This window comes from Pararhodobacter oceanensis (assembly GCF_003076755.1).
GTDB classification, from domain to species: domain Bacteria; phylum Pseudomonadota; class Alphaproteobacteria; order Rhodobacterales; family Rhodobacteraceae; genus Pararhodobacter; species Pararhodobacter oceanensis.
Map to the genome: position 1 here is coordinate 21076 of NZ_QDKM01000013.1, position 25521 is coordinate 46596.

23 protein-coding genes and 1 pseudogene are annotated in these 25521 nt (G+C 63.4%); 9 read left to right on the forward strand and 15 right to left on the reverse strand.

Annotated elements, in window-relative coordinates; all coding sequences use genetic code 11:
• Positions 1-941: 941 nt before the first annotated feature.
• The 3 genes from DDE20_RS17470 to DDE20_RS17480 are packed head-to-tail and all read left to right on the forward strand — an operon-like array spanning position 942 to position 4694.
• Positions 942-1937, forward strand: coding sequence for an ABC transporter substrate-binding protein (locus tag DDE20_RS17470; protein ID WP_116559820.1), 996 nt, complete (start codon positions 942-944; stop codon positions 1935-1937).
• 8 nt (positions 1938-1945) lie between these two features.
• Positions 1946-3625: an ABC transporter permease gene (locus DDE20_RS17475; RefSeq protein ID WP_116559821.1), complete on the forward strand. Its 1680-nt coding sequence runs from the start codon at positions 1946-1948 to the stop codon at positions 3623-3625.
• A gap of 1 nt (position 3626) precedes the next feature.
• Positions 3627-4694: an ABC transporter ATP-binding protein gene (locus DDE20_RS17480; protein ID WP_116559822.1), complete on the forward strand. Its 1068-nt coding sequence runs from the start codon at positions 3627-3629 to the stop codon at positions 4692-4694.
• 28 nt (positions 4695-4722) lie between these two features.
• On the opposite strand, the pseudogene DDE20_RS17485 reads toward DDE20_RS17480, so the two are convergent.
• The 4 genes and pseudogenes from DDE20_RS17485 to DDE20_RS17500 form a co-directional block, all read right to left on the reverse strand.
• Positions 4723-5277: pseudogene (locus DDE20_RS17485) on the reverse strand (IS6 family transposase); the annotation flags it as partial.
• Between the two features lie 230 nt (positions 5278-5507).
• Positions 5508-6383, reverse strand: a complete 876-nt coding sequence (locus DDE20_RS17490) for a nickel/cobalt transporter (protein WP_165814562.1) — start codon at positions 6381-6383, stop codon at positions 5508-5510.
• A complete protein-coding gene (locus DDE20_RS17495; protein WP_133240370.1) occupies positions 6380-7045 on the reverse strand; it encodes a DUF1007 family protein in 666 nt (221 codons plus the stop codon). The genes DDE20_RS17490 and DDE20_RS17495 overlap by 4 nt, the downstream gene beginning before the upstream one ends.
• A 36-nt stretch (positions 7046-7081) precedes the next feature.
• The gene (locus tag DDE20_RS17500; protein WP_116559825.1) at positions 7082-8167 is read right to left on the reverse strand and encodes a zinc ABC transporter substrate-binding protein; all 1086 of its coding nucleotides are present in this window, start codon (positions 8165-8167) and stop codon (positions 7082-7084) included.
• Positions 8168-8223: 56 nt separating this feature from the next.
• Here DDE20_RS17500 and DDE20_RS17505 point away from each other — a divergent pair, with 56 nt between their 5' ends.
• Genes DDE20_RS17505 through DDE20_RS17515 form a run of 3 tightly spaced genes read left to right on the forward strand, consistent with a single transcriptional unit; the run spans position 8224 to position 10348 of the window.
• Positions 8224-8784 carry a Fur family transcriptional regulator gene (locus tag DDE20_RS17505; RefSeq protein WP_116559826.1) on the forward strand — a complete coding sequence of 187 codons (561 nt, stop codon included), beginning with the start codon at positions 8224-8226 and terminating at the stop codon, positions 8782-8784.
• The gene (locus DDE20_RS17510; protein ID WP_116559827.1) at positions 8781-9551 is read left to right on the forward strand and encodes a metal ABC transporter ATP-binding protein; all 771 of its coding nucleotides are present in this window, start codon (positions 8781-8783) and stop codon (positions 9549-9551) included. The genes DDE20_RS17505 and DDE20_RS17510 overlap by 4 nt, the downstream gene beginning before the upstream one ends.
• Positions 9551-10348 (forward strand): metal ABC transporter permease, encoded by a 798-nt coding sequence (locus DDE20_RS17515; RefSeq protein ID WP_116559864.1) that lies wholly within the window; start codon positions 9551-9553, stop codon positions 10346-10348. The genes DDE20_RS17510 and DDE20_RS17515 overlap by 1 nt, the downstream gene beginning before the upstream one ends.
• Positions 10349-10424: 76 nt before the next feature.
• Here the strand turns inward: DDE20_RS17515 and DDE20_RS17520 are convergent, their stop codons facing one another.
• Genes DDE20_RS17520 through DDE20_RS17535 form a run of 4 tightly spaced genes read right to left on the reverse strand, consistent with a single transcriptional unit; the run spans position 10425 to position 14369 of the window.
• Positions 10425-11360 carry a metal ABC transporter permease gene (locus DDE20_RS17520; RefSeq protein WP_116559828.1) on the reverse strand — a complete coding sequence of 312 codons (936 nt, stop codon included), beginning with the start codon at positions 11358-11360 and terminating at the stop codon, positions 10425-10427.
• Entirely contained in the window at positions 11360-12574 is a 1215-nt protein-coding gene (locus DDE20_RS17525; RefSeq protein WP_116559829.1) for a metal ABC transporter permease, read from the reverse strand. The genes DDE20_RS17520 and DDE20_RS17525 overlap by 1 nt, the downstream gene beginning before the upstream one ends.
• On the reverse strand, positions 12571-13395 hold the full coding sequence (locus DDE20_RS17530; protein WP_116559830.1) for a metal ABC transporter ATP-binding protein: 825 nt from the start codon (positions 13393-13395) through the stop codon (positions 12571-12573). Before DDE20_RS17530 ends, DDE20_RS17525 begins: the two co-directional genes overlap by 4 nt.
• 14 nt (positions 13396-13409) lie before the next feature.
• Positions 13410-14369 (reverse strand): metal ABC transporter solute-binding protein, Zn/Mn family, encoded by a 960-nt coding sequence (locus tag DDE20_RS17535; RefSeq protein ID WP_205961700.1) that lies wholly within the window; start codon positions 14367-14369, stop codon positions 13410-13412.
• Between the two features lie 263 nt (positions 14370-14632).
• Here DDE20_RS17535 and DDE20_RS17540 point away from each other — a divergent pair, with 263 nt between their 5' ends.
• From DDE20_RS17540 to arsJ, 3 genes are read left to right on the forward strand one after another with little or no spacing between them, the layout of a single operon-like run.
• Complete coding sequence (locus tag DDE20_RS17540) at positions 14633-15469, forward strand: arsenate reductase/protein-tyrosine-phosphatase family protein (RefSeq protein ID WP_116559831.1); 837 nt, start codon at positions 14633-14635, stop codon at positions 15467-15469.
• Positions 15466-16464: an ArsJ-associated glyceraldehyde-3-phosphate dehydrogenase gene (locus DDE20_RS17545; RefSeq protein ID WP_116559832.1), complete on the forward strand. Its 999-nt coding sequence runs from the start codon at positions 15466-15468 to the stop codon at positions 16462-16464. Before DDE20_RS17540 ends, DDE20_RS17545 begins: the two co-directional genes overlap by 4 nt.
• Positions 16461-17747, forward strand: a complete 1287-nt coding sequence (arsJ, locus tag DDE20_RS17550) for an organoarsenical effux MFS transporter ArsJ (protein ID WP_116559833.1) — start codon at positions 16461-16463, stop codon at positions 17745-17747. The genes DDE20_RS17545 and arsJ overlap by 4 nt, the downstream gene beginning before the upstream one ends.
• Before the next feature lie 115 nt (positions 17748-17862).
• Here arsJ and DDE20_RS17555 read toward each other — a convergent pair whose 3' ends face one another.
• From DDE20_RS17555 to DDE20_RS17585, 7 genes are all read right to left on the reverse strand, one after another.
• Positions 17863-19086 carry an NnrS family protein gene (locus DDE20_RS17555; protein WP_116559834.1) on the reverse strand — a complete coding sequence of 408 codons (1224 nt, stop codon included), beginning with the start codon at positions 19084-19086 and terminating at the stop codon, positions 17863-17865.
• Positions 19083-19835 carry an ABC transporter ATP-binding protein gene (locus DDE20_RS17560; protein WP_116559835.1) on the reverse strand — a complete coding sequence of 251 codons (753 nt, stop codon included), beginning with the start codon at positions 19833-19835 and terminating at the stop codon, positions 19083-19085. The genes DDE20_RS17555 and DDE20_RS17560 overlap by 4 nt, the downstream gene beginning before the upstream one ends.
• Positions 19832-20644: an ABC transporter permease gene (locus DDE20_RS17565; protein WP_116559836.1), complete on the reverse strand. Its 813-nt coding sequence runs from the start codon at positions 20642-20644 to the stop codon at positions 19832-19834. The genes DDE20_RS17560 and DDE20_RS17565 overlap by 4 nt, the downstream gene beginning before the upstream one ends.
• Before the next feature lie 45 nt (positions 20645-20689).
• Positions 20690-21682, reverse strand: coding sequence for an ABC transporter substrate-binding protein (locus tag DDE20_RS17570; protein ID WP_116559837.1), 993 nt, complete (start codon positions 21680-21682; stop codon positions 20690-20692).
• A gap of 193 nt (positions 21683-21875) precedes the next feature.
• Positions 21876-22955: a DUF1513 domain-containing protein gene (locus DDE20_RS17575; protein WP_116559838.1), complete on the reverse strand. Its 1080-nt coding sequence runs from the start codon at positions 22953-22955 to the stop codon at positions 21876-21878.
• A 4-nt stretch (positions 22956-22959) separates the two neighbouring features.
• On the reverse strand, positions 22960-23979 hold the full coding sequence (locus DDE20_RS17580; RefSeq protein ID WP_116559839.1) for an imelysin family protein: 1020 nt from the start codon (positions 23977-23979) through the stop codon (positions 22960-22962).
• On the reverse strand, positions 23979-25475 hold the full coding sequence (locus DDE20_RS17585; RefSeq protein WP_240608204.1) for a di-heme oxidoreductase family protein: 1497 nt from the start codon (positions 25473-25475) through the stop codon (positions 23979-23981). Before DDE20_RS17585 ends, DDE20_RS17580 begins: the two co-directional genes overlap by 1 nt.
• Positions 25476-25521 lie beyond the last annotated feature (46 nt).

Consider the following 25521-nt stretch of genomic DNA (forward strand, 5'->3'; position numbering starts at 1 on the left):
ACGACGACGGATCAGGTAAGTCTTGGCACCCAGTGCACAGACAAGTTCGACTTCGGCGGGCAGATCTGGCGCCGAGCGATCCGAACGCAGCGAACATGTTTCCCGATCGGTCTTGGTTCACGCCCCGAAAAGCGCGAACGACATCGCCGAAAACAGCGTCTACTTACCCGCTCCCCCGTGCGGCCGAAAACTCCGAGCAGCCCTGTTTCCAGCGCGTAGCGGATATCCACGACCTCGGTAGCCGGGCGAGTTGCCGTTTCCGAAGACTGGGAGTGGGGGACCGCAGGCAAACCTCCCGCTGAGCGTGCGCGCCATACCGATGATGCCGCCGTCGACCGGGCCAAGTGGACCTGAGGATGTTGTGCATGGCACACCTGCGGATGCTGACAGTCTACCGTCTGGGCAACCCGAAGGCGCGCCAAAGAAAACCGCGCCTGTCGTTCAAGCTGTTATCGCAGCATGTCGGCCCTGTGGATGCGGCCTATGACAGAGGCAGTCGGGCTAGAGAAGAATTTTTGCCACCCCCGGTGCCGGTAGCGTTGAATGTTTGTGCGCGTTCTTCCCAACTTCTGTCGGTATTCGATACCGCCGGACGGTCACCGTTTCACTTTGCTTGAGCGCGCTTCAATCTCTGAGATCGCCTTCGTTTGTCGTCGAAGGTTCGTGACGATCATCTGGGCAAGCTCGAGCTGAGCAGGGTTCAGATCTCCGTGAGCATCTAAGAGACGGCGAAAGATGTGGCGTCTCAACGGGTTTACTCCGTGGTGTACACGGAAGAATGTTGGCCTTTTTATTCGAAAGCGAAGCGCGCCAACACGATATGCGGACACCCCCTCTTTTTGCTGGCAAAACAGTCTTATACAGGCGATTGCCCACACAATGGCTTTGATCTAGTCTTCGCCGGCACAATCGCGGCAAGGTGCCGTTTCGGGAGGCAATATATGAATAAGTTCGTTCGTTCACTCGCAGTTGCTGCGTCGCTGGCGCTGCTTGGTGGAACCGCTGTGCAGGCACTGACGGTTTATTCCAGCGTCGATGAGGAAAACTCGGCCAGCATTCTGCGGGCGTTCACCGAGGCCACCGGCGTTCAAGTGGATATGGTGTTCCTGTCGTCGGGTCCGGCCCTGTCGCGGATTGAGGCCGAGCAGAACAACCCGCAAGCCGATGTCTGGTTCGGCGCACCCAGCGAGAACCACATTCTTGCCCATGAGCGCGGCCTAACGCAGGGGTATATCTCGGCCAATGCCGACGGGTTGCAGGATCAGTTCAGGGATGCCGACGGGTTCTGGCATGCAATTTACACCAACCCGCTGGCGTTTGGCGTTCGCACCGACATTCTGGCAGAGCGCGGCGCGCCTGCGCCCACGTCATGGGCTGACCTGACCAATTCCGCCTATAGCGGGTTGATCCAAATGCCATCGCCGCAGTCTTCGGGCACGGCGTATGCAGTGGTTTTGACCCTGCGCGAGATCATGGGCGAGGATGCTGCCTTTGAGTTCATGAGGGAATTGAACCCCAACATTCAGACCTATACGCAAAGCGGCACCGCACCTTCTGGCGCGCTCAGCGTCGGAGAGACTCCGATTGCGATCCAGTTCTCGCCGGGGTTCCTGAAGTTGAAAGACGAAGGTTTTCCGGTTGACGTGGTCTTCCCGACGGAAGGTGTTGGCTATGAAGTCGCGGCGATGTCGATCCTGAACGGCGCGCAAAACCTCGAAGACGCCGGAACGCTGGTGGACTGGATGACCTCGGCCGAGGGCCAGCAGGCGCTGGTTGATGCCAAGACATACTTCCTGCCGGTGCGAGGCGATGTGAATGCTGGTGAAGGCGTGCCGTCGCTCGATGAGATCGAGCTGATCGCGTATGATCCCGCCTATGCGTCCGAGAACCGCCAAAGACTGGTGGATCGCTGGGCTGACGACGTTCTGGGCCAGTAGTCCGACCCATGGTGAAGGTGAACAAAGCAGCGCGCCAGCTAAAGGTGCTGGCGCGCGATCCGGTATTGGTTGCGCTGATCGTGGTGATTTTCTCTGCGGTGGCGATCTTTGTCGTTTATCCGTTGGTCAAGGTTCTGATCGCCAGCCTCCAAGTCCGCGGGGTCTGGACACTCGAAACCTTCGGCCAGCTTGGTGAACGCCGCCTCTACCGTAGCGCGATCGTCAACAGCCTGAGCGTTAGCACTCTGGTCGGGCTGCTGGGCGTTGTGATCGGCTATATCGCCGCCTTTGTGCTGACCCGGCTGGATGTGCCGGGACGGCGTGTGCTGCATTATCTGACCATGCTGCCGATCATCTCACCCCCCTTTGTTTCGGCAGTCTCGATCCTGTTTCTGTTCGGCTTGAATGGCGTGGTGACGAAACAGATATTGGGCCTACAGGACTTCAGTATCTATGGCTTCCATGGTGTCGTCGCCAGTCAGGTCTTTACCTTTGCGCCAATCGCATATCTCGCGCTTCGCGGCGTGCTCGCATCCATTAATCCGGTTCTGGAAGACGCGGCACTGAATGTCGGCGCCACGGGGTGGCAGACCTTCTGGAAAGTTACATTTCCGCTGTCACTGCCCGGTATCGCCAGCGCCTTCCTTATCGTCTTTATCGAATCCTTGTCGGACTTCGGCAATCCGCTGGTGCTTGCCGGAGCCGCATTCCCCATGCTGGCACCGCAGGCCTATCTGGAAATCACCGGCTCGTTCAACCTGTCACGGGGCGCGATGCTTGCAGTGGTGCTGTTGATCCCCTCGCTCACCGCTTTCGCGATCCAGCGCTATTATCTTGGCAAACGGCAATATGTCACCGTTACCGGCAAGCCATCGGCTTCAGCCTCGCGGATTGTCAGCCCGCCGGTCAAATGGGCGCTCTATTCTATCGTCGTGCTCTTCGCGGCGATCGTCACGCTGTTCTACGGGGTGATCGTGATCGGTGCCTTTACCCGCGTTTGGGGCTTTGATTACACGCCGACGCTGGCGCATTTTGCATATGTCTTTGACGTCGGTTTCAACGCGGTGACCGATACGCTGATCATCGCGCTTATCACGACACCGCTGAGCGGCCTATTGGGCATGATCGTGGCCTTCCTGATCGTGCGGCAGAAGTTTCCCGGCCACGGAGCGCTCGAATTCGGCTCGATCCTTAGTTATGCGGTGCCAGGGACAGTGGTTGGCATCGGTTATATCCTTGCCTTCAACAGCCCGCCTTTCGTCATGACCGGAACGCTGGCGATTCTGGTCCTGTGTTTTCTGTTTCGCTATGTGCCGGTCGGCATCCAGTCCGGCGTGGCGGTCTTGCGCCAGATTGATCCGTCGATCGAAGAGGCCGCGCGGAATCTGGGCGCGGGCACGTTGACCACGTTTCGTAAGGTGACGCTGCCGCTGATTGCGCCTGCGTTCTTTACTGGCCTCGTCTACGCCTTCGTGCGGGCGATGACCGCGATCAGCGCGGCGATTTTTCTGGTATCGGCGAATTGGAACCTGATGACGGTGCAGATCCTCAATCAGGTTGGCTCGGGACGGCTCGGGGTGGCCGCTGCCTACTCACTTGTGGTGATTGGCATCGTTCTTGTCGCCATCGTCATTATTCAGGCGGGAGTCACACGGATGACCCGCCATTCGGCTTCGGTAAAGGTGTGACATGACAGAACCGGTTCGTATCCAGGGCCTCTGTAAAGCATTTGATAATCTCGACGATCCAGCCAAACCGGTGTTGGCGGTCAATCAGGTGAATCTTGATATCAACGAAGGCGAGTTGGTCACTTTGCTTGGCCCGTCGGGTTGCGGCAAGACCACGCTGCTGCGCATGGTCGCTGGTTTCGAAGAGCCGACAGAGGGCGATATCTTCTTCGGCGACCGGCGGATGAACAACGTGCCGCCAAATCGACGCGATGCGACGATGGTGTTCCAGTCTTATGCGATTTTCCCGCATCTCAGCATTTTTGAGAACGTTGCATTCGGCCTGCGCCTAAAATCACAAAGCCGAAAGAAGATCGAAAAGCATGTGACCGAAGTGCTGGCGATGACCGGATTGTCTGGAATGGCCAATCGCTCGCCGACCCAGCTTTCGGGGGGGCAGCAGCAGCGTGTGGCTCTGGCGAGGGCCATCGTGATGGAGCCGAGAGTTCTGCTGTTCGACGAGCCGCTGTCAAACCTTGATGCCAAATTGCGCGACCAGATGCGGATTGAAATCCGTGAATTGCAGCAGCGTCTGGGCATCACCAGCCTGTATGTGACCCACGATCAAGTCGAAGCGATGAGCATTTCAGATCGGATCGTTGTCATGCGGGGCGGGGTGGTTGAGCAAGTCGGCACGCCTCGCGAAATCTATAGCCAGCCGGCCAATCGTTTTGTTGCCGAGTTCATTGGCCGCGCGAACTTCATCACTGCAAAGGTGGGCGAGGCGAATACCGTTGATCTTGCGGGCGCGCGTATCGCACTTGATGCTCCGATCGCGGCTAGCCCGGGCGATAGCGTCACTCTGCTGGTGCGGCCCGAGGTTGTCACGCTCTCACCTACGGAAGGCATCATTAACGGCACCGTGCGGCGGGTGATGTTTTTGGGCAATCTCACCGAGTATCTGATCGAGGTTCCGGGGACCGACCCTTGGCTGGTGGAATTGAGCGGACCGGAAGCCCCGACATTTACCGCTGGTGACACCGTGCGCCTGTCCTTGCCGCCCTCGTCGATCCACGTCTTGGCAGAATAGCCCAATCACTTAAGCGTAGCATGCTCCGCTCCAGACGGCCCATGATCTTTTCTCGCCGTCTGGTGTGCCGGTGCGACGCCTCGGAGCGATTGTTTAATCCTTTGTGTGAGCGATGATCTATGCTTGGACAAAGCCCCCTTACGGCGGCGCGATAGCTGCGCAGCTTGTCGGTCACGAGAACCCGTGGCACACCCCGTTGCTGCATCAGATTTTGGAGAAATCGCTTGGCCTCATGGGTGTCCCTGCGACTTTGGACCAGGATCTCCAACACGTCGCCGTTCGCGTCAACCGCGCGCCGAAGCCAGTGCTTCTGGCCTCGGGTCGAAATCACGACCTCGTCGAGGTGCCATTTGTCGACTGGTGCTGAACGGTCGCGCCGGATTTAGGCGGCAGTCTGTGAACCGAACCGCTGGCACCACACCCGGATGCTTTCATACGGAACAATCACGCCGCGCTCGGCCAGCAGATCCTCGACTTCGCGCAGCCTCAGCGCAAAATGATAATACGCCCAGATGGCGTAAGCGATGATAGAGCGTGGGAAGAGAAAGCCCCTCATGCGAGATTGTGAAACCTGGCTGATCATGTCCAGTGGCTAAGCATGCAGCTGGCTCGCGTCAAAAACTGACAAAGCGAGGCCGCTTTATCCCAAGCAATCGGCATGGATGCTCTTACCCCCGATCTGGCAAGGCGCAGGTGGTGAAAGAGCTGTCGGAACCGCTGAGTTTTGATGCCCCGTTGAACCTTGGAGTGCCAAGCCAGCGGGCAGGCGGGGGAGGTAATGGCAGGGGCGGCCAGCCACCCCGTCGTGCCGCATTAGAAGAGATGTGGCAGCAGCATGCCGAAGCTGAGGAGTGCGATGGTCAGGCCGCCGATCACATGCAGCGCCGCCGAAAGCGCCTGCACGCCCTGGCTGTCACCTGCGCCGAGCGATGCCAGACGGCGGGCGGCGACGCCGGATCCGGCCACCATCAGGTTGAACGCCGCGGTTCCCAAGCCCATGGTGACGACCGCCAATGCGCCGATCCAAAAGACCTCGAACCGTGCCGCGATGACCAGAACAAAGAGCGCGCCGGTGCAGGGTCTGATCGCGATACTGGCAATCAACGCCACAGCATCGCGATTTGAGTTCAGGGTGCTTACCTCATCAATGCTGGGCCCATGAGCATGACCGCAACCGCAGGTCCCGGAATGCTGGTGCCTGCCCATGCGCAGCCATGAGCGCAGACCGCGAAAGACCAGAACCGCGCCGATCGCGGCAATTGCGAGATAGCTGAACGGGGCAAGATAGGCTTCGGTGAGATCGACCAGATCCCGCGATCCCAAGCGCAGCAAAAAGGCGAGGCTTCCGACCAGCAGGATCGCGGTGCCCGCCTGCGCAAGGCTTGACAGAAGCGTCAGAATGCCAAGCCGTCGCATGCTCGCCTTACTGGCCAACGCGGCGCCGCCGATCAGCACCTTGCCATGTCCCGGCCCGAGCGCATGCACGAACCCATAGGCCGCAGTGGCCGCGCAAAGGGCCCAGATCGCCAAAGGCTCACCGGCCTGAATCCCGCGCAGCGCCGTGGCCATGGCGTTTTGAAATCCGCGCTGTTCGGCCAGCGCCCATTGCTGGATGGCGCCCCAAGGCAGGGCAAACCAGAGCATGGCAAGCGCGGCCAGCAGGGCGCCAAGGGGCAGAAGCAGTCTCATTCGCATGTCAATCTGACCTGATCGGAAAACAGGCGGCCGACATCCTCTTGTTCCGGCGTTTCTTCGCGGGACAGGGCCGCCAGCTTGGCCTGTAGCGCGGCCGAGGCGGAGTCGGGTTCAAAGGGGATAACGGCGGCTTCGCAGGCGCGCGGAAGATCCTGCAGCAGCGTGTCATCGGGCAGGATTTGATAGGCGTAGTAATAGACCGGATCATAAAGCCGCAAAACCGCGGGGTTGCCGTCCAGCGTTTCCGGCTCGGCCAGAGGCAGGTCGAAGACGATGGTGATCTGATCCCCCTCCATTCCCGCCACCGCGTTTTCGGGGCGGGTCAGGACGCGCGGCTGTCCGGCAACCTCCAGATAGACATCGCCGTTGTAATCCGGCGGCCAGTCGGTTTCTCCGGCGACAATTGCCGCGCGGTCCTCGTCATTCAGCTGGCCGTCGCCGTCCCGGTCGAGATCCAGCGCATCGATCAAAAACAGCGTGGTGAACGCATCATAGGTCCATGAAATCCTCAGGGCCCGGAGTTTCCCCTGCCCGGTGAACAAAAAACCGGCTTTGGCATCCACGAACACATGCGGATGTGCCCCGGCGCTCTGGCCGAGGCACATTGCCGATAAGAGGGCGATACCCCTGATCACTTGTCGGGATTTACCGATCACCGGATTTCAACATGGTCAATTGCTTCCGCGGTTTGGTTACAGGCAGTCCGCCAGGGTTGCCGCCAGATTACGGATGAGTTGCGGATAGAGCAACGGACCGGGGGTCAGATCGGAGCCCAGCGGATCGAGAACCGCGGTATCTGCCTCCGCACCGTCAAGCACGGTGGCGACGAGGCCGGGGTTGAACTGGGGTTCCGACATTACGCAGTTGATGCCCTCATCGGCGATCCGACCCTGAATTTCGGCGATCCGCGCCGGGCTCGGGTCTGAGGCGTGGCTGATCGAGATCGCACCGGAGGCCGGAAAGTCGAAAGCTCTCTCGAAATACTGGTAAGCGTCATGAAAAGCGATGAAACGGCCGCCGCGCACGGGGTCCAGCACCGCGCTGACTTCAACGGTCAATGCCTCAAGCTCCGCCCGTCCGGCAGCGGCATTGGCGAAATAGACACCGGCGTTATCCGGGTCAGCCGCCGAAAGCTGCGCCGCAATCACGTTGAGCCATGTCGCGGCGTTCTGGGGGGACAGCCAGGCGTGGGGATCGGATTCGTGATGATGGGCGTCGTGATCGTGCCCCTCATGATCATCGTGATTGTCATGGCCCTCGTGATCGCTGTGATCATCGTGGTCGTCGTGACCGGCATGGTCGTCATGGTCGTGGTGATCATCATGATCACCGTCATGCGCATGCTCATCGTGATCATGCCCATCGTGATCATGTCCGTCATGTCCATGCTCTTCGTGATCGCCATGCACATGAGCTTCGAACAGCGCGCCTTCCCTAAAGTCATATTTGATCGTTCCATCGGTTTCCAGTAATTCGGTCACCGTGGCATTGCCTGCCAATGTCTCGATTGCGCCCGCCAGCCATGGGGTCAATTCGGGGCTAACCCAAAACACCAGATCCGCCTCTTGCAGCGCCGCCGCTTCGGAGGGGCGCAGCGCGTATTCATGCGGGCTGGCGCCGGGCTGGACGATCAGGCTCGGGGTTCCGACGCCGTCCATGACCTGTGCGACCAGCGAATGGACCGGTGCGATATCTGTGGCGACACGCGGCACCTCGGCGATTGCGGTGCCGCCCATCAAAGCGGCGGTGAGGGAAAGCGGCAGGAGCATTCTGGACATCTTGTCCTCCATGTGATCTTATAACGTTTCAAAGGCTCTAATGGATACGTGATAACATGACAAGTGGTTCTCCGATGAAATTGGACGCGGTGACCAAACCGGTAGGTTTTGCCTGCGATGACCATGCCTCTTGCGTGGTCGATGGGCTGTCGGCGGCCGAGGCCCGCTGCGCTAGCAATGGTCTGCGTTTCACGCCGGTGCGCCGCAAGGTTCTGGAGATCTTACTGCAGGAGCACCGCGCGCTCGGGGCCTATGTCATTCTCGACCGGCTGCGCGATGAAGGCTTTGGCTCGCAGCCGCCGGTCGCCTACCGCGCGCTTGATTTTCTGGTGCGCAATGGGCTCGCGCATAAGATCGAACGGCTCAATGCCTTCATCGCCTGCGCCCATCCGGGGGAAAACCACGCCCCGGCCTTCATGATCTGCCGCCTGTGCGACTCTGTTGCCGAAGCGCAATCGGCACCGGCGCAGGGGGCTCTGGGCGCCGCCGCCCGCGCCACCGGATTCAAGATCGAACGCACGGTGGTCGAGGCCGAAGGCGTCTGCCCGAGTTGTTCGGACACCGCAGCCTCAGAGGCCACCGACTCGGGGTCCGCAACCTCGGAGGCCCGCGGATGAGTCTGGTCAGCATCGAGAATTTGAGCATCAGCTACGGCGCCAAAACCGTGTTATCCAAGGTCACCCTGACCATCGAGCCCGGCGAGATCGTGACCATTGTCGGCCCCAATGGCTCGGGCAAGACCAGCCTTCTGCGGTCGATCATCGGTGCGGTGAAACCGTCGCGGGGGCGGGTGACGCAGCGCGCCGACCTGCGGATCGGTTATGTGCCGCAGCGGTTGCATATCGACCGCACGCTGCCGATGACCGTGGCGCGGTTCCTGCGCCTGCCGACACGGGTTGCGCCTGAGGTGATCGACGACGCGCTCGCGCAGGCCGGTGTGCCGGATCTGGCGGCGGCGCAGATGTCGCAGCTCTCCGGTGGCCAGTTCCAGCGCGTCTTGCTGGCGCGGGCGCTGATCGGCAAGCCGCATCTGCTGTTGCTTGACGAGGCGACGCAGGGGCTCGACCAGCCCGGCTCGGCCGCGTTTTATCAACAGATCGAGAAGGTGCGCCGCAACACCGGCTGCACTGTGCTGATGATCAGCCACGAATTGCATGTGGTGATGAGCGCCTCGGACCGCGTCATCTGCCTGAATGGTCATGTCTGCTGCGAAGGCACGCCCGAGGTGGTCGCCTCGGCGCCGGAATACCGCGCGCTGTTCGGGTCGGGCACGATGGGCGCGCTGGCACTTTATCGCCACGACCATGATCATTCGCACGACCATGACCACGGGCACGACCACGATCACGACCATCAACACGAGCACACGGAAGCGGCCGAATGATTCTGGATGATTTCATGATGCGGGCAACACTGGCCGGAATCGGTGTCGCGCTGGCAACCGCGCCTTTGGGCTGCTTTGTCGTCTGGCGGCGCATGGCCTATTTCGGCGATGCCACCGCCCATGCCGCGATCCTCGGTATCGCCCTGTCGCTGGCGCTGTCGATCTCGGTTTTCGCCGGCGCTCTGGTGATCGCGCTTTTAATGGCGCTGACCGTCAGCCTGTTGACCGGACGCGGCTATGCGATGGACACGCTTTTGGGGGTGCTGGCGCATTCCGCGCTCGCCTTCGGGCTGGTCGCGGTGTCCTTTCTCTCGGGCATCCGCATCGACCTGATGGCCTATCTCTTTGGCGATATTCTGGCCGTGTCGCGCGTCGATCTGGCGGTGATCTGGGGTGGCGCGGCTCTGGTCGTGCTGCTGATTGGCTGGCGCTGGTCGGCGCTTTTGACCGCGACGCTGAACGACGATCTGGCCTATGCCAGCGGGATCGACCCCAAGCGCGAGCAATTGATCCTAACGTTGGCGCTGGCGATCACCGTTGCCGTGGCGATCAAGGTCGTCGGCGTGTTGTTGATCGCCGCCATGCTGATCATCCCCGCCGCCGCCGCCCGCCCCTTCAGCCGCACGCCCGAAGGCATGGCTTTGGTTGCGGCAGGCATCGGCAGCGCCTCGGCGCTGATCGGGTTGCGGGCGGCCTATATCTTTGACACGCCGGCGGGGCCCTCGATTGTCTGCGTCGCGGCGCTGATTTTCGCGGCCTCCAGCATTCTGGGGAGCATTCGCGCGTCGCTTCAATGATGCGCCCGACATGCGGTTGACACTGATCGCGAGCACTTGAACGGCTCCGGCGCCATACGCACCGGAGCCGCAACAGTTACACAGCGTCGTCTTGCGCCTTCATCCCGACGCGCGAACGGTGCGGGCCGAAGAGGCAGGTCAGCACCAGAAACACCCCCGAGACCGTCGCCATCATCCCCGCCGCGCTCACCGCGTTGCGCGCGCTGAACCACATCGGCCCGTAGCCGGCAAAGACATAGCCGAATATGGCCGAAGCGGTGGCGAAGATGATCGACCAGATCACCTGATGTTCAAGCCGGTTGGTCATCAACCGCGCCGCGGCGGGCGGGCAGATGAACATCGCGATCACCACGATCGAGCCGACCGCATCAAAGGCGGCCACCGCCGCAATCGCCGCCGCGATCACCAGCCCGAAGCCGATCGCCGAGGCCGGAATTCCCAGCGCTTGCGCAAAGCCTTCGTCAAAAGTGGCGATCTTGAGCCAGCGCCAGAACACCAGCATGGCGGCGAAAATCATTGCGCAGACAATCGCCATCCGCGCAAGCTCGTCGGGCAATGACGCCAGTTTGGCGGGATCGAGCAGCGACTGCCAGCCCTCGGCGCGAAACCAGATCAGCGATTCCAGATTGCCCATCAAGGCGTGCTGCACATCGATATGCACATTGCTGGTGTCGGTCTGTTCCAGCACCAGCACACCGGCGGCGAACATCGAGGTGAACACCACCCCCATGGCAGCGCCGGGCTCGATATTGCCCAGCCGTTTGATCGCCTCGATCAGGATCACCGCGACCACCGCCGCCCCCGCCGCCCCGAGCAACATCGGAATCGTTGCGATCACGCCGGTCAGCAGGAAAGCCACGACAATGCCCGGCAGCACCACATGGCTGATCGCATCGCTGATCATCGCCTGCCGGCGCAGGATCAGGAAATTACCGGGCAACGCGCAGGCAATCGCCGAAAAGATCCCGATCAGGATCGGAGTGAGGGAAAATTGAACAAATTCCGTGCCCATTATACGGCTCCAACAGGTGTGGGTGGTCCGAGTCGTCGGTCGAACTCGCCGATCTCATCAGCGGTAAAGACCTCTTCAATCGGGGTCAGCCCGTCATAGCGACCGGTCAGCCCGGCGTCTTGATGCACCTCGCGGGCGATATCCCAGCGGCGCTCGTCACGGGCGATCTTGGCGGCTTGAGCGCGACCGGACTCGGTCGGCTCGCCATCGGGCCGCACCAGCCCCTCGCGCGCCAGCAGCCGCAGGGTATAGCCCTCGCGGATCGGATGCGCCGCTGCCAGCGCCAACAGTCCCTGACGGCGATGCACCCGCGCCTGAAACCGGCGGTGGCGGATGACCGCAGCCAGCACCCCGCGCACCGGCGCAAAGAGCATCGAGATCACAAAGATCGCCGCCGCGGTCAGCACGATGATCGGACCGGTCGGCAATCCCGCCGCCGAAGCCGAAAGCGCCGCGCCGATATAGGCCGAGGCGCCGCCAATCGCGCCCGAAATCCAGATCACCCGCGACGCGCGTTCGGTCCAGAACCGTGCCGCCACCGGCGGGATGATCAGCATGGCGACGATCAACACCAGTCCGACCAGCTTCAGACCGGTGACGGTGATCGCCAGCACCAGCCCCATGATCAACAGGTCAACGCGGCGCACGTCATAGCCCATCGCGGCGGCGTAATCGGAATCGAACGCCACCAGCGTCATCGGCCGGCGCAACAGCCAGGTCACGAATACCGCCAGCGAGCCGCCGATGGCGATCACCACCGCGTCCTGAAACAGCATCCCCGCCGTCGAGCCGAGCAGGAAGCTCTCCAGCCCTGCCTGACGTCCGGCGCTCATCGTCTGGATCACCGTTAACAACACGATCCCGATGCCAAAAAACACGCCCAGCACCGCGCCAATCGCGGCGTCTTCGGCCAGACGGGTGCGGCGCACCACCCATTCGATGATCAGCACCCCGAGCCATGCGCTGACCGCCGATCCCAGCAGCAGCCCCGCCAGATTGCGCCCGTCACCACCCAAGGCAACCATGATGATAAAGGCCAGACCGACGCCGGGCAGCGTGGCATGGGCAACCGCATCCGAGACCAGTGCGCGTTTGCGCAAGAACATGAAGGTGCCCGAGGCGCCCGCCGCAAAGCCCAAAAGCCCCGCGCCAATCGCAACCAGCGCGGCGTTATAGCCAGCCTGTAACAGTAAGGCATCAATGAAAGGGGTCACGCCAAACCACCCACAACCGAAAGCTCGTCCAGATGGGTCGCCGCAAGACGCCCGCCATAGGTCGCCTGCAGGTTCTCGGTGGTGAAGGCCACGTCGACCGGCCCCTCGGCCATGCGGCGGACATTGATTAAGAACACATGGTCGAAATAGCTGCGCACCGTCGACAGGTCATGATGCACTGCGACCACCGATTTGCCCTCGTCCTTCAGCAGTTTGAGCACATCAATGATCGCCCGTTCGGTGGCCGCATCGACACCGGCAAAGGGCTCGTCGAGCAGGTACAGCTCGGCATCTTGCGCCAGCGCCCGCGCCAGAAACACCCGCTGTTGCTGGCCGCCGGAGAGTTGTCCGATCTGGCGATGGGCGAAATCAGCCATGCCGACACGGTCAAGACAGTCGCGCGCAACCCCCGCGAGGCGCCCCGAAAGACGCCCGAGCAGCCCGACCTTGCGGTAAAGCCCCATCTGCACCACATCCATGACGGTGGTCGGGAAATCCCAGTCGACACTGGCGCGCTGCGGCACATAGGCGATGCGGGCGCGGGCTTTTTCAATCGGCTCGCCAAACACATAGACCTCGCCAGACAGACGCGGGATCACCCCGAGCGCGGCTTTCAACAGCGTTGATTTACCCGCGCCATTGGGGCCGATGATTGCCGACATCGACTCGGCGGGAAAACTCGCATCGACCGAGAACACCGCCGGTTTCTCGCCGTAGGACACGGTCAACCCGCGCACAGCAAGCGGCGCGGTGGCCGGAATGAGGGCCGCACCAGCGGTCCGGCCGTTTTCTGCGGCAATAGTTGGTTGTTGCCTTCGCATAAGTTCCAAACCCGTCAATTGAGCAAACCCTGCATGCCCTGCGCCGGGGTCTGACCGCCGAGCGCCGCTGCAATCGTGGTGGCATTCGAGTCGATCATGCCGATGTAAGTGCCTTCATAGGTGCCGGGCTCGCCCATCGCGTCGGAATAGAGCTCGCCGCCGATCACGACGTCATGCCCCGCTGCGCGCGCGCCTTCGGCCAGAGCGCGGATATTGCGGTCCGAGACCGTGGTCTCGACAAAGACCGCGCGAATATCCCGCTCGATCAGCAGGTTAACCAGTTCCGCGATGCGCTGGAGACCGGCTTCGGATTCGGTCGAGATACCTTGAATACCGACAACCTCGAAACCGTAGGCATTACCGAAATAGTTGAACGCGTCATGCGAGGTCAGCAGAATGCGGCTCTCGGCGGGCACCGAGGACAGCACATTCGCGGTATAGCTGGCGAGCCCGTTCAGCTCTTCGAGATAGGCCTCGGCATTGGCGCGAAACACCGCCTCGCCCTCGGGCTCGGCGTCGATCATCGCGTTGCGGATATTGAGCACCACCCGCGACCAGAGGTTCGGGTTCATCCAGACGTGGGGATCGAACTGGCCCTCATAATCCTCGGAGCCGATCAGCAGGTTTTCGGGCAATACCTCGGCCACCGGCACGACGTGATGATCCTGCGCGAGATCGAGCAGGAAACCCTCCATCTGCGCCTCAAGATAGAGACCGTTCCACAGCACCAGATCGGCGTTGGTGGTGGCGACAATATCGGTGCGGGTCTGGCGATAGGCATGCGGATCGACCCCCGCCCCCATCAGCGCGCGGACCTCGACCAGATCACCACCAACATTGCGCGCCGCATCGGCGATCATGCCAGTGGTGGCGACGACATTCAGCCGGGTCTCGGCGGCGGCCAGTCCCGCCGGTAACGCAGTGGCCAAGGCCAGCGCGGCGGCGATGAAGCTGCGTTTGCTCAGGTTGATCATGAAGTGGCTCCCCTTACGGTTTGAGTGATGCACGTTTAAGGCGTGCAATTGCTATTGCGACGCATTCGCAACTCATTGCACAGTTGCGAATGACTTGCAACTAGCGCGTTCACTGGATCTGCCACAAGAAACAGGGGTAAGGCGGAGTTATGCTGGCTGCGGAGTGCATGCCGGTGCTTTGATAGGACTGTCGCGGTGAAAACCGGTGATTTGTCATCAAATCTTCACTTTGCTCCGCCCTATTATTCAGTTATCCATGAATCATGGAAGCATTGATTCCCCACCGCCTCTCGACGCTTGGCCATCCGCAACGGCTGGCGGTTTTCCGGCTGCTCATGCGGCGCTATCCCGACCGTGTGCCGGCCACCGAACTGGCGCAGGCGCTGGGTCTCAAGCCGAATACATTGTCGACCTACGTAAGTGCGTTGATGCAGGCGGGATTGATCAGCCAGCAACGCCACGGCACCTCGCTGCGCTATGCAATCGACATGGACGCCGCCCGCGACACCATCGGCTATCTGCTGCATGATTGTTGTCGCGGACGCCCCGAGATTTGCGCGCCCGAGGCCACTCCCGCGCCCGCGCAGACGGGCGGCAAATACAATGTTCTCTTTGTCTGCGCCGGCAATTCCGCGCGCTCGATCCTTGCCGAAGCCGTGCTGCGCGATATCGCCGGAGACCGCTTTGCCACCTATTCCGCCGGCACCAACCCCCGCGCGACCCTGCACCCTGCGGCGCGCGCGCTGCTCGAGCAATCGGGGCATGATATCTCGGGGCTGCGCTCCAAGCCTATCGCCGAGTTCCAGCAGCCGGACGCGCCGGAGTTCGATTTCGTCTTTACCGTCTGCAATCAGGCCGCCAATGAGGACTGCCCGACATGGTCCGGCCGGCCGGTGACGGCGCATTGGGGGCTGGCTGATCCCGCCGCAGCGGCAGGGTCCGACGCGCAGATGAGCCGCGCTTTTGCCCAAACCTATGCCACGCTTCATCAGCGTCTGAGCGCTTTTGCCGCGCTGCCCATCGCCGAACTTGCGCCACTGCCCCTGCAACAGGCGCTCGATACCATCGGCCAATCCCATCACGAAGGACCAAAGCAATGACCGTCTACGCCATCAACGGCCTTGGCCGCATCGGCAAACTTGCCCTCAAACCGCTGCTGGAGCGAGGGGCCAAAATCGCCTGGATCAATGATGCGGTCGGCACGCCCGAGATGCATGCCCATCTACTGGAGTTCGACACTGTTCATGGCCGCTGGCAGGCCGATTTCACCCATGATGCCGATAGCGTCACCATCGACGGCACCCGCCTGCCCTTTATCGGCACCCGCAATCTTACCGATCTGCCGCTGGCGGGGGTGGATGTGGTGATCGATTGCACCGGCGCGTTCAAAACCGCGGAAAAACTCCCGCCCTATTTCGATGCAGGGGTAAAGAAACTGGTGGTCTCGGCGCCGGTCAAAGACGGTGAGGCGGCGAATATCGTCTACGGCGTCAACCATGATACCTACGCGCCCGAGCACCACCGCATCATCACCGCCGCCAGTTGCACGACCAATTGCCTCGCGCCGGTGGTCAAGGTGATCCATGAGGCGCTGACCATCAAACACGGGTCGATCACCACGATTCATGATGTGACCAACACCCAGACCATCGTCGATCGTCCGGCCAAAGACCTGCGCCGCGCGCGGTCGGCGCTGAATTCGCTGATCCCGACCACCACCGGCAGCGCCACCGCGATCACGCTGATTTACCCCGAGCTGACCGGCCGCCTCAACGGTCATGCGGTGCGCGTGCCGCTGCTCAATGCCTCGCTCACCGATTGCGTGTTCGAGGTCGAGCGCGCGACCACCGCCGAAGAGGTCAACGCCCTGTTCAAAGCCGCCGCCGAAGGGCCGCTGAAGGGTATCCTCGGCTATGAAGAGCGGCCGCTGGTCTCGGCGGATTACACCAATGATCCGCGTTCCAGTATCATCGACGCGCCTTCGACGATGGTGATCAATGGCACGCAGGTGAAAATCTACGCCTGGTATGACAATGAAATGGGCTATGCGCAGCGGTTGGTCGATGTCGCCTTAATGGTCGGTGACAGCCTGTGAGCGAAACCCGCGATCCTAAAGCACGGCCCGAGGGGCTCTCGGCCTATATCGCGGTGACCGCGGCCTATTGGGCGTTCATGCTCACCGATGGCGCCCTGCGGATGCTGGTGCTGCTGCATTTCCACACGCTCGGTTTCTCGCCGGTGCAGCTGGCCTATCTGTTCGTGCTCTATGAGATCGCGGGCGTGATCACCAATCTTTGCGCCGGCTGGATTGCCGCGCGCTTTGGCCTGACCTCGACGCTCTATGCCGGTCTCGGGTTGCAGGTGCTGGCGCTGCTGGCTTTGACGCAGCTTGATCCGGCATGGGGGCTCGCGCTGTCGGTGACATTTGTGATGCTGGTGCAGGGCGTCAGCGGCGTTGCCAAAGACCTTGCCAAAATGTCCTCGAAGTCAGCGGTGAAACTGCTTGCCCCGACCACAGAGGGCGGCTTGTTCCGCTGGGTGGCCCTGCTGACCGGCTCGAAGAATATGGTGAAAGGCTTGGGCTTTTTGCTGGGCGCGGCGCTTTTGGCGCTGCTCGGTTTCCACTGGGCGGTGCTGGGTATGGCGGCAGTGCTGGCGGTGATCCTGCTGGCGGTGCTTTTTGCGATGCCGCCGGGATTGCCCAAGGGCCGCAAGAGCGCAAGGTTTTCCGAAGTCTTCTCGCGATCGGCCAATGTAAACTGGCTGAGCGCCGCCCGCGTGTTCCTGTTCGGCGCCCGCGATGTCTGGTTCGTGGTCGGCATCCCGATCTATTTCTACGCGGTGCTCTCGGACGGCAGCGCAGAGGACAACCGCAGCGCTTTCTTCCTGATCGGCAGCTTCATGGCGGCATGGATCATCCTATACGGCATGGTGCAGACCAATGCGCCGCGGCTGTTGCGGGCAAAATCACGGCCCGAGCGCGAGCTGATCTCCGCGGCGCGTGGCTGGGCCTGGGCGCTGGCTCTGGTGCCCGCGGTTTTGACACTGGCGGCGGCGCTCTCGGCCGGGCCGCACACATGGCTGACCGTGACCCTCGTTGCTGGTCTCTTGGCCTTCGGGGCGGTCTTTGCGGTGAATTCCTCGCTGCATTCCTATCTGATCCTCGCCTTCACCAAGGCCGAGCGGGTCACGATGGACGTGGGGTTCTACTATATGGCCAATGCCGCCGGACGACTGCTCGGCACGCTATTGTCCGGCCTGACCTATCAAGCTGGCGGGCTGTCCCTGATGCTGGGCGTGGCCAGCGTGATGGTGGGCCTGTCCGCGATCACCGTGGGTTTCCTCAAGCCGCAACAGACTGAACCGGCGGCGGATTAAACCCGCTCGCGCCTGCTACCTGCCGACGCGGCGGGGAGGTCAGAGGTGAGTGCCAACCCCCTGATGCAAGACGCAGGCGGGGGCTGGTGTCACTGCCAATCGGCCGAACACCCGTTCAGCCGCTGCCCATGGTCTCGGGGTCGATCAGGTCGCGCCATGTATCGATCAGCCAGAGCAGATATCCCGCCGCCCAGAACAGGCTGGCCAGCAGGTAATCCGGTCCCGGCGGCCATGGCATCAAGCCCATCTCCGGCAAAGTGCGCAGCAACACGCCCGCCGCCACGCTCAGACAGGCCAATCGCGTCAACGGGCCTTGCCCCAGCTTCTGGCCGGTGTGGAATTTGCCGACAATCGCAAAGACCGAGATCACCCCCATGCCGATCCCGCCCATCACCGCCAGATGCAGCGCCGGCACCTCGGACCATGGCGCACCCAGCCGCGACGCGCCAAGCGCGATCAGCCCCAGACCGGCGAAACCGGCGCTGGCCATCAGGCTTAGCACTTCGGTGCGAAAGCTGGCGCGGCCCAGAAACCCCTCGCCGACGCGGTCCATAAACGCCGCCCCCGCCGCGATCCAGAGCCAGCCGGTGACCGCCGTGCTCAGCCCCGACAGCTCCCCTGCCAGCGCCAAGGCGACCAGCCCCGGCGCAAGGTTCATCCGCCCCGGATGCGGGCGAAAGGGCACGGTTTCCTCGCTGGGGTCCAGCACATGATTGGCCACCGGCACCGCGATTCGACTGATCGCAAGCCCCAGAATGCCCATGAAAATCAATCCGGCAAGCACCAAAGCGCGCTGCGCAAGCTCGACCTGCCCGCTGGCCATGCCAAATCGCACTACTGCCGCCCCCGCGATCAGCGCCGCAATCCAGCCGATGAAGGGCAACAGCCGGTCGGTGCGCCTTTGCACGGTGAGGCGCAGCAGATAGCCCAGCAGCAGCAGCATCCAGCCCAGATCGGCCAGCAGCGACAGCCAGAGCATCGGCTCGATGCCCAAGAGCCCGGCCAGCCGCGCCACCCCCCAAAGCGCCGCCAATCGCCAGAGCGCCCGCCCCTGCAAACGCTTGGTGTCGGTCCATTCCGGCGCAGCGGTGGTCATGAAGCCGATCAACACCGCGCCCCATGCGCCGAGGATCATCTCGGACCCGTGCCAGAGGCCCTGCGGCAGTGCCACCGCGAAGGGCAAGCGCAGCGACCAAAGGGCCACCCAGAGAAACGGCCAGAGCGCGATATGCAGTGCCGCCAAGGGAAAGAACAGCCGGAATCCCTCGTCGCTGAGCACCGGCAGAATCGGCGCGGCGGGCGGATCTGTTAGGCGCTTGGCTAGGCTGCGATCACTCATGGGCGGCGCCTTTCGTCAACGTCGTGGATATGGCGAAACAGCGGGTCTTCAGTGAGGAACCGCTGGCGCAGGGCAAAGGTCGTCGCCTCATCGCGCGCGCCGGGGTCGCCGGGCAGGATGCGCAGACCGGCGATGCCGCGCCCGCGCAGGTCCAGAACCGCGATCCGATGGGCAATGCGCAGCGCCTCGACCAGATCGTGGGTAATGAACAGCGCAGCAAACTGCGCCTCTTCGGCGGCGGCAATCACCAGATCCTGCATCCGGCGTTTGAGCGCCACATCCAGCGCGGTGAAAGGCTCGTCGAAAAAGATGAAATCGGGCCGCACCGCCAAAGCGCGGGCAATCGCCACCCGCTGCCGCATCCCGCCCGACAGCTCAACCGGATATTTCGCCAGATCCTGAGGCTCCAATTCGGCCAGCCGCGCCGCCTCGGCGACCCGCGCGGGGCGCAGGCGGCGGGGCAATTTGGCGCGGCGCAGGGCAAAGCCGATATTCTGCGCCGCCGTCGCCCAAGGCAGCAGGCGCGGCTCTTGAAAGATCATCGCATGGCGCGCGTAGCCCGGCGTCACCCGCCCCTCGCGCGGCTCGACCAGACCGGCGGCGATATGGGCCAGCGTGGATTTGCCCGAGCCCGAGGGACCGACCAGCGCCACCACCTCGCCCGGCGCGATCTGCAGGTCGATACTGTTGAGAACGCTTTGCCCGAAATAGGCGTGGCCGATGCGGTGCAATTCCAGCGCGGCGCTCATTTCTTAACCCCCCAGGGCTGCGCGGCACGGCGCCAGCCTTCGATTTCCGCCTGCATCGGGCGGATCAGCCCGTATTCGACCACCACCAGCGCGATCACCGCCAGCACCACCCAGGCCAGCGCTTGCGGCACGTCCAGCATCGCCCGCGCCCGCGCCAATGCGCCACCGACGCCGCCTGCATTGGCCAGCATCTCGGCCATCACCGCGACCTTGAACGAGGTGCCAAGCGCCAGTGCCAGCGCCGGAAACAAGGGCGCCGCCGCCTGCCGCAGGTCAATGAACCAAAAGCGGCCCAAGGCGCCATAGCGAAAGACCTCGGCCATCGTGCCCAACCCGCGATCGCGGCTGGCGATGCCCTCGGCGGCGGCGACAAAGACCACCGGCGTCGCCGAAATCAGGATCGTCGCCGCCACCGTCGCGCCCGAGGTGCCGAACCACATCATCGTCAACACGATCCAGGCAATCGGCGGCACCCCCAGCACCACCGTCAGCAAGGGTCGCGCCAGACGCATCACCGCTGGCGCGTAACCGGCGATGATGCCGATAACCGCGCCGCTGAATGCGGCCAGCGTAAACCCGGCCAAGGCGCGTTGGGCGGTGAGCAGCAGCAAGCCGCGGCTCTCGCTCGAGATCGCCAGCGACCATGTCGCACCAAGCGTGGCCAGAGGGTCGGGCAGGATGAAATCGCCCCATGTCTCATGCCCCGCCTGCCAGCAGGCGAAGAGCAGCGCCAACGCCGCCAGTCCGGCCCAGCCCGACCACAGGAAATCCAGCAGGCGCGCCGCCCGATCTGCGAGGATACGTGTCATAGACTCCCGTTCATCGGTTGCGGCTCATCGGTTTCGCCTCATGGATTACAGCGCATAAAAACCGTCATCCGGCAGCTGCCCGCCCAGAATCGCCGGATCTTGCGTGGCCATCAGGGTGAACATCGCCTCCAGCGTCGGACGCGCCACGCTGGCCGGTGTCGCGGTGAGATTGGCAAAGGGGATCGAGGCCGCCAATAGGGGCGCGGGCAGCCCCAAGGCCTCGGCAGCCTGCGCGGCGGCGGTTTGCGGATCGGCGAGCACGGCGGCGGTCGCCTGTTCCAATGCCGCATGCAGGGGCGCGATCAACCCGCCATGCGCCTGCGAGAACCCTTGGGTCACCGCCAGACCGGCTTGCGGCACCACCGGCCCCAGACCGGTCACGCCGCCCCATTCCGCTTGCAAATCCACCGCACGGGTCAGGCTCACCCCCGCCTCGCGTCCGCGCAGGATCGCGGCGCTGGCGACCGGCTCGCTTAGCACCGCCGCGTCGATCCGTCCGGCGAGCAGCATCTGCGCCGCCTCCATCGGTGATCCGGTCGCGGCCAGCGTCACCTCGCCCGCGATCCCGTGCTCGGCGAGCAGGGCGCGGGTGATGAAATCCGGCGTGTCATTGGGGAATGGCACCGCCAGAACCTTGCCCGCCAGCGCTGCGATATCGGGCAATTCTCCGTCGCGCGCCAGAATATACAACAGGCCGTTGGTCATCACATTGACCAGCCGCAGCCCCATGCCGCGCGTGTAAAGATTGGCTGCCGCCTGGGTCGGCACCACCGAGACGTCAATCGCCCCCGAGGTCAGCCCGGCGCGCAGCTCATCCGGCGTACGCCAGACCGTCAGGCTGACCTCGCCGGCGAGTTCTGCCAGCGCCTGACTGGCCACCGCATGGGCCAGCGTGATCGTCGGACCGGCGGGCGGGCCATAGACCGCCAAACGCGGTGCGGTCTGCGCTGACAGGATCGCGGGCGCGGCAAGGGTCATGGCCCCGGCGCCAAATCCGATGAGAACCGTGCGGCGATTGTGGCGTGTATTGGTGAACATCTGCTATCCCTTTCAAAGCGCGAAGGCTGTGAAACTCGGCTTGGCTGGGATGCGTGCGGCTTAGCCTGAGTAAATCTGTCAAGTTAATGAAAAACACCTAACGCGCGGCGAAAAACCTGTCAATTCTTCGATGCCCCGCACGGCTTCGCCGGACGATTTGCCGCATCGCGGCGCGCGCCAGCGGCCTGCCGGCTCAGCCAATCGCGATCAGATGGTTGTCCCATGCGACACCCGCAAGCCGGGTCACCGTGAGCGGCTCATCAGCAAGCTGCGCGACATGGCCCAATCCGGTGGTCACCAGAAAACCCTGCGCCGTCGCTGCCAACCCGCAGACATCCTCCATCGCGGTGGCGCTGAGGAAGTCACCAGTTGCGGCGTCAAAACGGTGCAGCTGCCCGCCCCGCGGCGAGGTGATCGCCAAGAACTGCCCGTCGCGCGAAAATCCGACGCTGCCGGCATAGTTGCGCATCCGCCGCTGCTCGCCCTCTGGTGCGCCGAGCAAACGCGGCGCATCGCCGAGCCGATGGGTCAGCAGCAGCGGCGGGAACCGGCCCGCACTCCCCTCCCATTGCATCGCCGCAGCGACCAGCCCGTCGGCGCGCAGACTCAGATGCCGGATGGAGTTCTGACGCAAGCCGATATCAAGTTCGACACGCTCGACCAGCGCCCCATCCGCCGAGATATAGGCCAGATTGCCCCGCATGCTCGCCGAATTCAGCGGCATGCGGCCACTGTCGGGATGGGTGGCGATACCGCCATTGGCAATGACCAGCAGATCGCTATCGGGCAGGCGCGCGATATCATGCGGTCCGATCCCGCCCGAAGGAATATCGCCAATCCGCGCATAGCCATTGGCCGCGTCCCAGATGCCGATACGCCCCTCCAGCGTCTCGAGGTCATTCTCGGTGGTGAAAAGCAGCGCGCCATCGCGCGAAAACACCCCATGCCCGTAAAAATGCCGCCCGCTCGGCGCATCCAGTTGCGCCAGCACCCGACCATCGCGGCAGTCAATCACCAGCGCGAAAAAGCCCGGACGCCGCGCGAAAGCCACCGCCTCGGCGCGGTGCGGATGGGCGGCGGCGGCATGGCCACGCGCGGGCAGCGGCAGGGAAAACCGGACCTCCCCGCCTGCGGATAACCCATAGAGCGCATAGGCGCCGCTGGCCTGCCGCGCCGCTGAAAGAAACGCCGGATCGCCGACCTCGGCCCAGCCTGCGACCGGCAGGGATAGGGCGGCGGTGGCTCCGGCGAGGAAGGCGCGACGCGTGGTCAAAACCTCAATCCCCGTCCATCGCGTTGAACCCCGCCGCAACCCCGAGCGCCGGCGCCAGAACCGCTTGCACCGCGGCATCCGCACCCCGCACGCGGCGTTGCAAATCCTCGATGCGCAGACGGCCCTGCGGCTCGCTGACACCGGCAAACACCGGATCATCCAGCGCCTGCGCGCGTTGGATGGCGGCGTTGAACTGGGGCATGATCCTCGCGCCAATACCATCCCGTGCGGGCGTGATCAGCGCCGCCATCTCGGCCAGGCTTTGCAAGGCAAGCTGCACATGGCGCAGGGACCGGCCCGAGCGCCGCGCCTCGGCGCGCAACGGGCGCGGCGCGTCAAATGTGCCCAAGGGACGCCCCAGCCGCAGATCGGCGGTATATTCCAGCCCGTGACCCAGCGCGCCCAACAGCGCCCGCAGCGCCTCGGCATCGCTGCGAAACCGCTCGTTTTGTCCGGCGCTGCGCATCAGATCGGCGAAGTCCCCAAGCCATGCGGCGTTGATCTGCGCGGCGGTGCGGTGGATATCCGCGGTCACCGCCTGCACCAGCGCGCAGCGATAGGCGTCGGATCCCGCCGTCATCACCTGCGCGTCATAGAGCAGGAACTCCAGCGCATAAAAGCCGCGCGCCGCGATCGAGACCGTGGCAAACCCTTCGGCGCTGTCGATCACCGGATCTTCCTCTTCGATCAGACGCAGCAGGCTGCGCGGGGTCATGCCGCGTTGGTCGGGCCAGAAACTGAGCGAGAACAGCCGGTTCTCCTCCTCAGCCGGACCGAACGCCAGATGGCTGACGCGAATCCATGCGTCGAATGCCGTGCCATAGGCGACGCGCAGGTCTGGCGAGAGGGCGCGGCAGTCCTCCTGCGCCAGCGCGGCCAAAGCGCCGGTCTCACGCTCGAGCGCCGCATAGCCGGGCAGGATATGCTGATCGACAACCCGCGCGACGCTGAGCTGCGCTTCGGTCTGTGCGATTGCGGCCAGCGGCAGGATGCAAAGACCAAGGGCAAGAAAGAGGCGGCGCATTATAGGCTCTCCAGAAAGGCGATCAGGGCGGCGCGGTCTTCGGGCGCCATGGTGATCACCGCATCGCGCTGAGACTCTGCCTCGCCGCCATGCCAGAGCACCGCTTCGAGCAGCGAGCGCGCGCGGCCATCATGCAGGAAATAGCTGTGACCGGACACGGTTTGCGTCAGGCCGATCCCCCAGAGCGGCGGCGTGCGCCATTCGCGCCCCGTGGCGCGGCCTTCGGGGCGGTGATCGGCCAGACCCTCGCCCATATCGTGCAACAGTAGATCGGAATAGGGCCAGATCAGTTGAAAACTCTGCGCGCCGCCATCCTGCAGCCGGTGGGTGACATAATTCGCCCGGTGACAGGCGGCGCAGCCGGTCTGGTAGAACACCTCCCGACCATGCAACACCTGCGGATCGTCAACATTGCGCCGCGCCGGAACCGCCAGATTGCGGCTGTAGAAAGCCACCAGATCAAGCCCGGTCTGGTCGATCTCGAGACCGCCATGCTCGGGATCGCCGCCGTCCACCTGTTCGCGGCACAGGGTCTGCGCCGCCGTGCATTCGCCCCAACCCTCGGGGTGCAGCGGGGTCGACATCCCCATGTCACCGGCAAAAGCCGCCGCAGATTGCGCGCGCACCGTCGCCTCACCGGCTTTCAGCCCGAACCGCCCCAGCATCGGCGCACCGAATTCCGCCGACCAGACCACATTCGGACGGCCCGAGATCCCGTCGCCATCCGCATCCTCGGGGTCGGCATAGGCCAGAATATCCGCTGTCGGAATCGCTTCGAGCAGACCCAGCCCGATCATCTGCGGCGCCACCCGCGGGCTGAGCATCGCCCCTTCGGCCAAAGGCCCATAGCCCAGATCGGCGGCCTCATAGACCGGCTGGCGCAGGCTGGCGACCTCACCGCCGGACAGGCGCAGCTCAAGGGGTTCATAGCGGACCGACAGGCGGTATTCCGGCGCATGACCCGGCAGGCTGAAATCCTGCAATTGCGCGCCATAGACCGGATCTGGCGCGGTGTGATGGGTGCCGGCGATATAGGTTTCCAGCGCCTCGAGATCGGGCGTTTCTGCCTCGGTCACCGGAATCGACACGCGCAGGAACATCGACACCGCGCTGTCGTCGGGCCCCTCGGGCGGGTGCCCGCGCCCGTCTTTCAGATGGCAGCGCTGGCAGGAACGCGCATTGAACAGCGGCCCGAGCCCGTCAGAGGCCAGCGTCGAGGCCGGAGCCGAGACCCAGACCCGCCGGAACAACCCGTTGCCGACCCTGAATTGCAGCTCTTCCTCAAAGCTCAGATTGGCCGAAGGCAGCGAAAACGCATCCGCCATCGCCCGCGCCCGCACCGTCGCTGCGCCGCCGCCGTTTTCCTCAAACGCGCGCGGCGCGGAAAAATCAGTTGGCGGCGCGGTCACCGCAGCAATCCGCGCCGCCTCTTCTGCTGTGCGTGGGACGATCGACAGGTGCAAATCCTGCAGATGCGACCAGTCTTCCGGTGGCATAATCTGTGCTGACAATGCTGTCGGAATCAGCAGCGCCGCCAGAGTA

Coding starts and splice junctions, on each gene's coding strand:
- DDE20_RS17470 (WP_116559820.1), top strand. CDS start 942: ATGAATAAGTTCGTTCGTTCACTCGCAGTTGCTGCGTCGCTGGCGCTG.
- DDE20_RS17475 (WP_116559821.1), top strand. CDS start 1,946: ATGGTGAAGGTGAACAAAGCAGCGCGCCAGCTAAAGGTGCTGGCGCGC.
- DDE20_RS17480 (WP_116559822.1), top strand. CDS start 3,627: ATGACAGAACCGGTTCGTATCCAGGGCCTCTGTAAAGCATTTGATAAT.
- DDE20_RS17490 (WP_165814562.1), bottom strand. CDS start 6,383: ATGAGACTGCTTCTGCCCCTTGGCGCCCTGCTGGCCGCGCTTGCCATG.
- DDE20_RS17500 (WP_116559825.1), bottom strand. CDS start 8,167: ATGTCCAGAATGCTCCTGCCGCTTTCCCTCACCGCCGCTTTGATGGGC.
- DDE20_RS17505 (WP_116559826.1), top strand. CDS start 8,224: ATGACAAGTGGTTCTCCGATGAAATTGGACGCGGTGACCAAACCGGTA.
- DDE20_RS17510 (WP_116559827.1), top strand. CDS start 8,781: ATGAGTCTGGTCAGCATCGAGAATTTGAGCATCAGCTACGGCGCCAAA.
- DDE20_RS17520 (WP_116559828.1), bottom strand. CDS start 11,360: ATGGGCACGGAATTTGTTCAATTTTCCCTCACTCCGATCCTGATCGGG.
- DDE20_RS17530 (WP_116559830.1), bottom strand. CDS start 13,395: ATGCGAAGGCAACAACCAACTATTGCCGCAGAAAACGGCCGGACCGCT.
- DDE20_RS17535 (WP_205961700.1), bottom strand. CDS start 14,369: ATGATCAACCTGAGCAAACGCAGCTTCATCGCCGCCGCGCTGGCCTTG.
- DDE20_RS17540 (WP_116559831.1), top strand. CDS start 14,633: ATGGAAGCATTGATTCCCCACCGCCTCTCGACGCTTGGCCATCCGCAA.
- DDE20_RS17545 (WP_116559832.1), top strand. CDS start 15,466: ATGACCGTCTACGCCATCAACGGCCTTGGCCGCATCGGCAAACTTGCC.
- DDE20_RS17555 (WP_116559834.1), bottom strand. CDS start 19,086: ATGAGTGATCGCAGCCTAGCCAAGCGCCTAACAGATCCGCCCGCCGCG.
- DDE20_RS17560 (WP_116559835.1), bottom strand. CDS start 19,835: ATGAGCGCCGCGCTGGAATTGCACCGCATCGGCCACGCCTATTTCGGG.
- DDE20_RS17565 (WP_116559836.1), bottom strand. CDS start 20,644: ATGACACGTATCCTCGCAGATCGGGCGGCGCGCCTGCTGGATTTCCTG.
- DDE20_RS17570 (WP_116559837.1), bottom strand. CDS start 21,682: ATGTTCACCAATACACGCCACAATCGCCGCACGGTTCTCATCGGATTT.
- DDE20_RS17580 (WP_116559839.1), bottom strand. CDS start 23,979: ATGCGCCGCCTCTTTCTTGCCCTTGGTCTTTGCATCCTGCCGCTGGCC.
- DDE20_RS17585 (WP_240608204.1), bottom strand. CDS start 25,475: ATGCCACCGGAAGACTGGTCGCATCTGCAGGATTTGCACCTGTCGATC.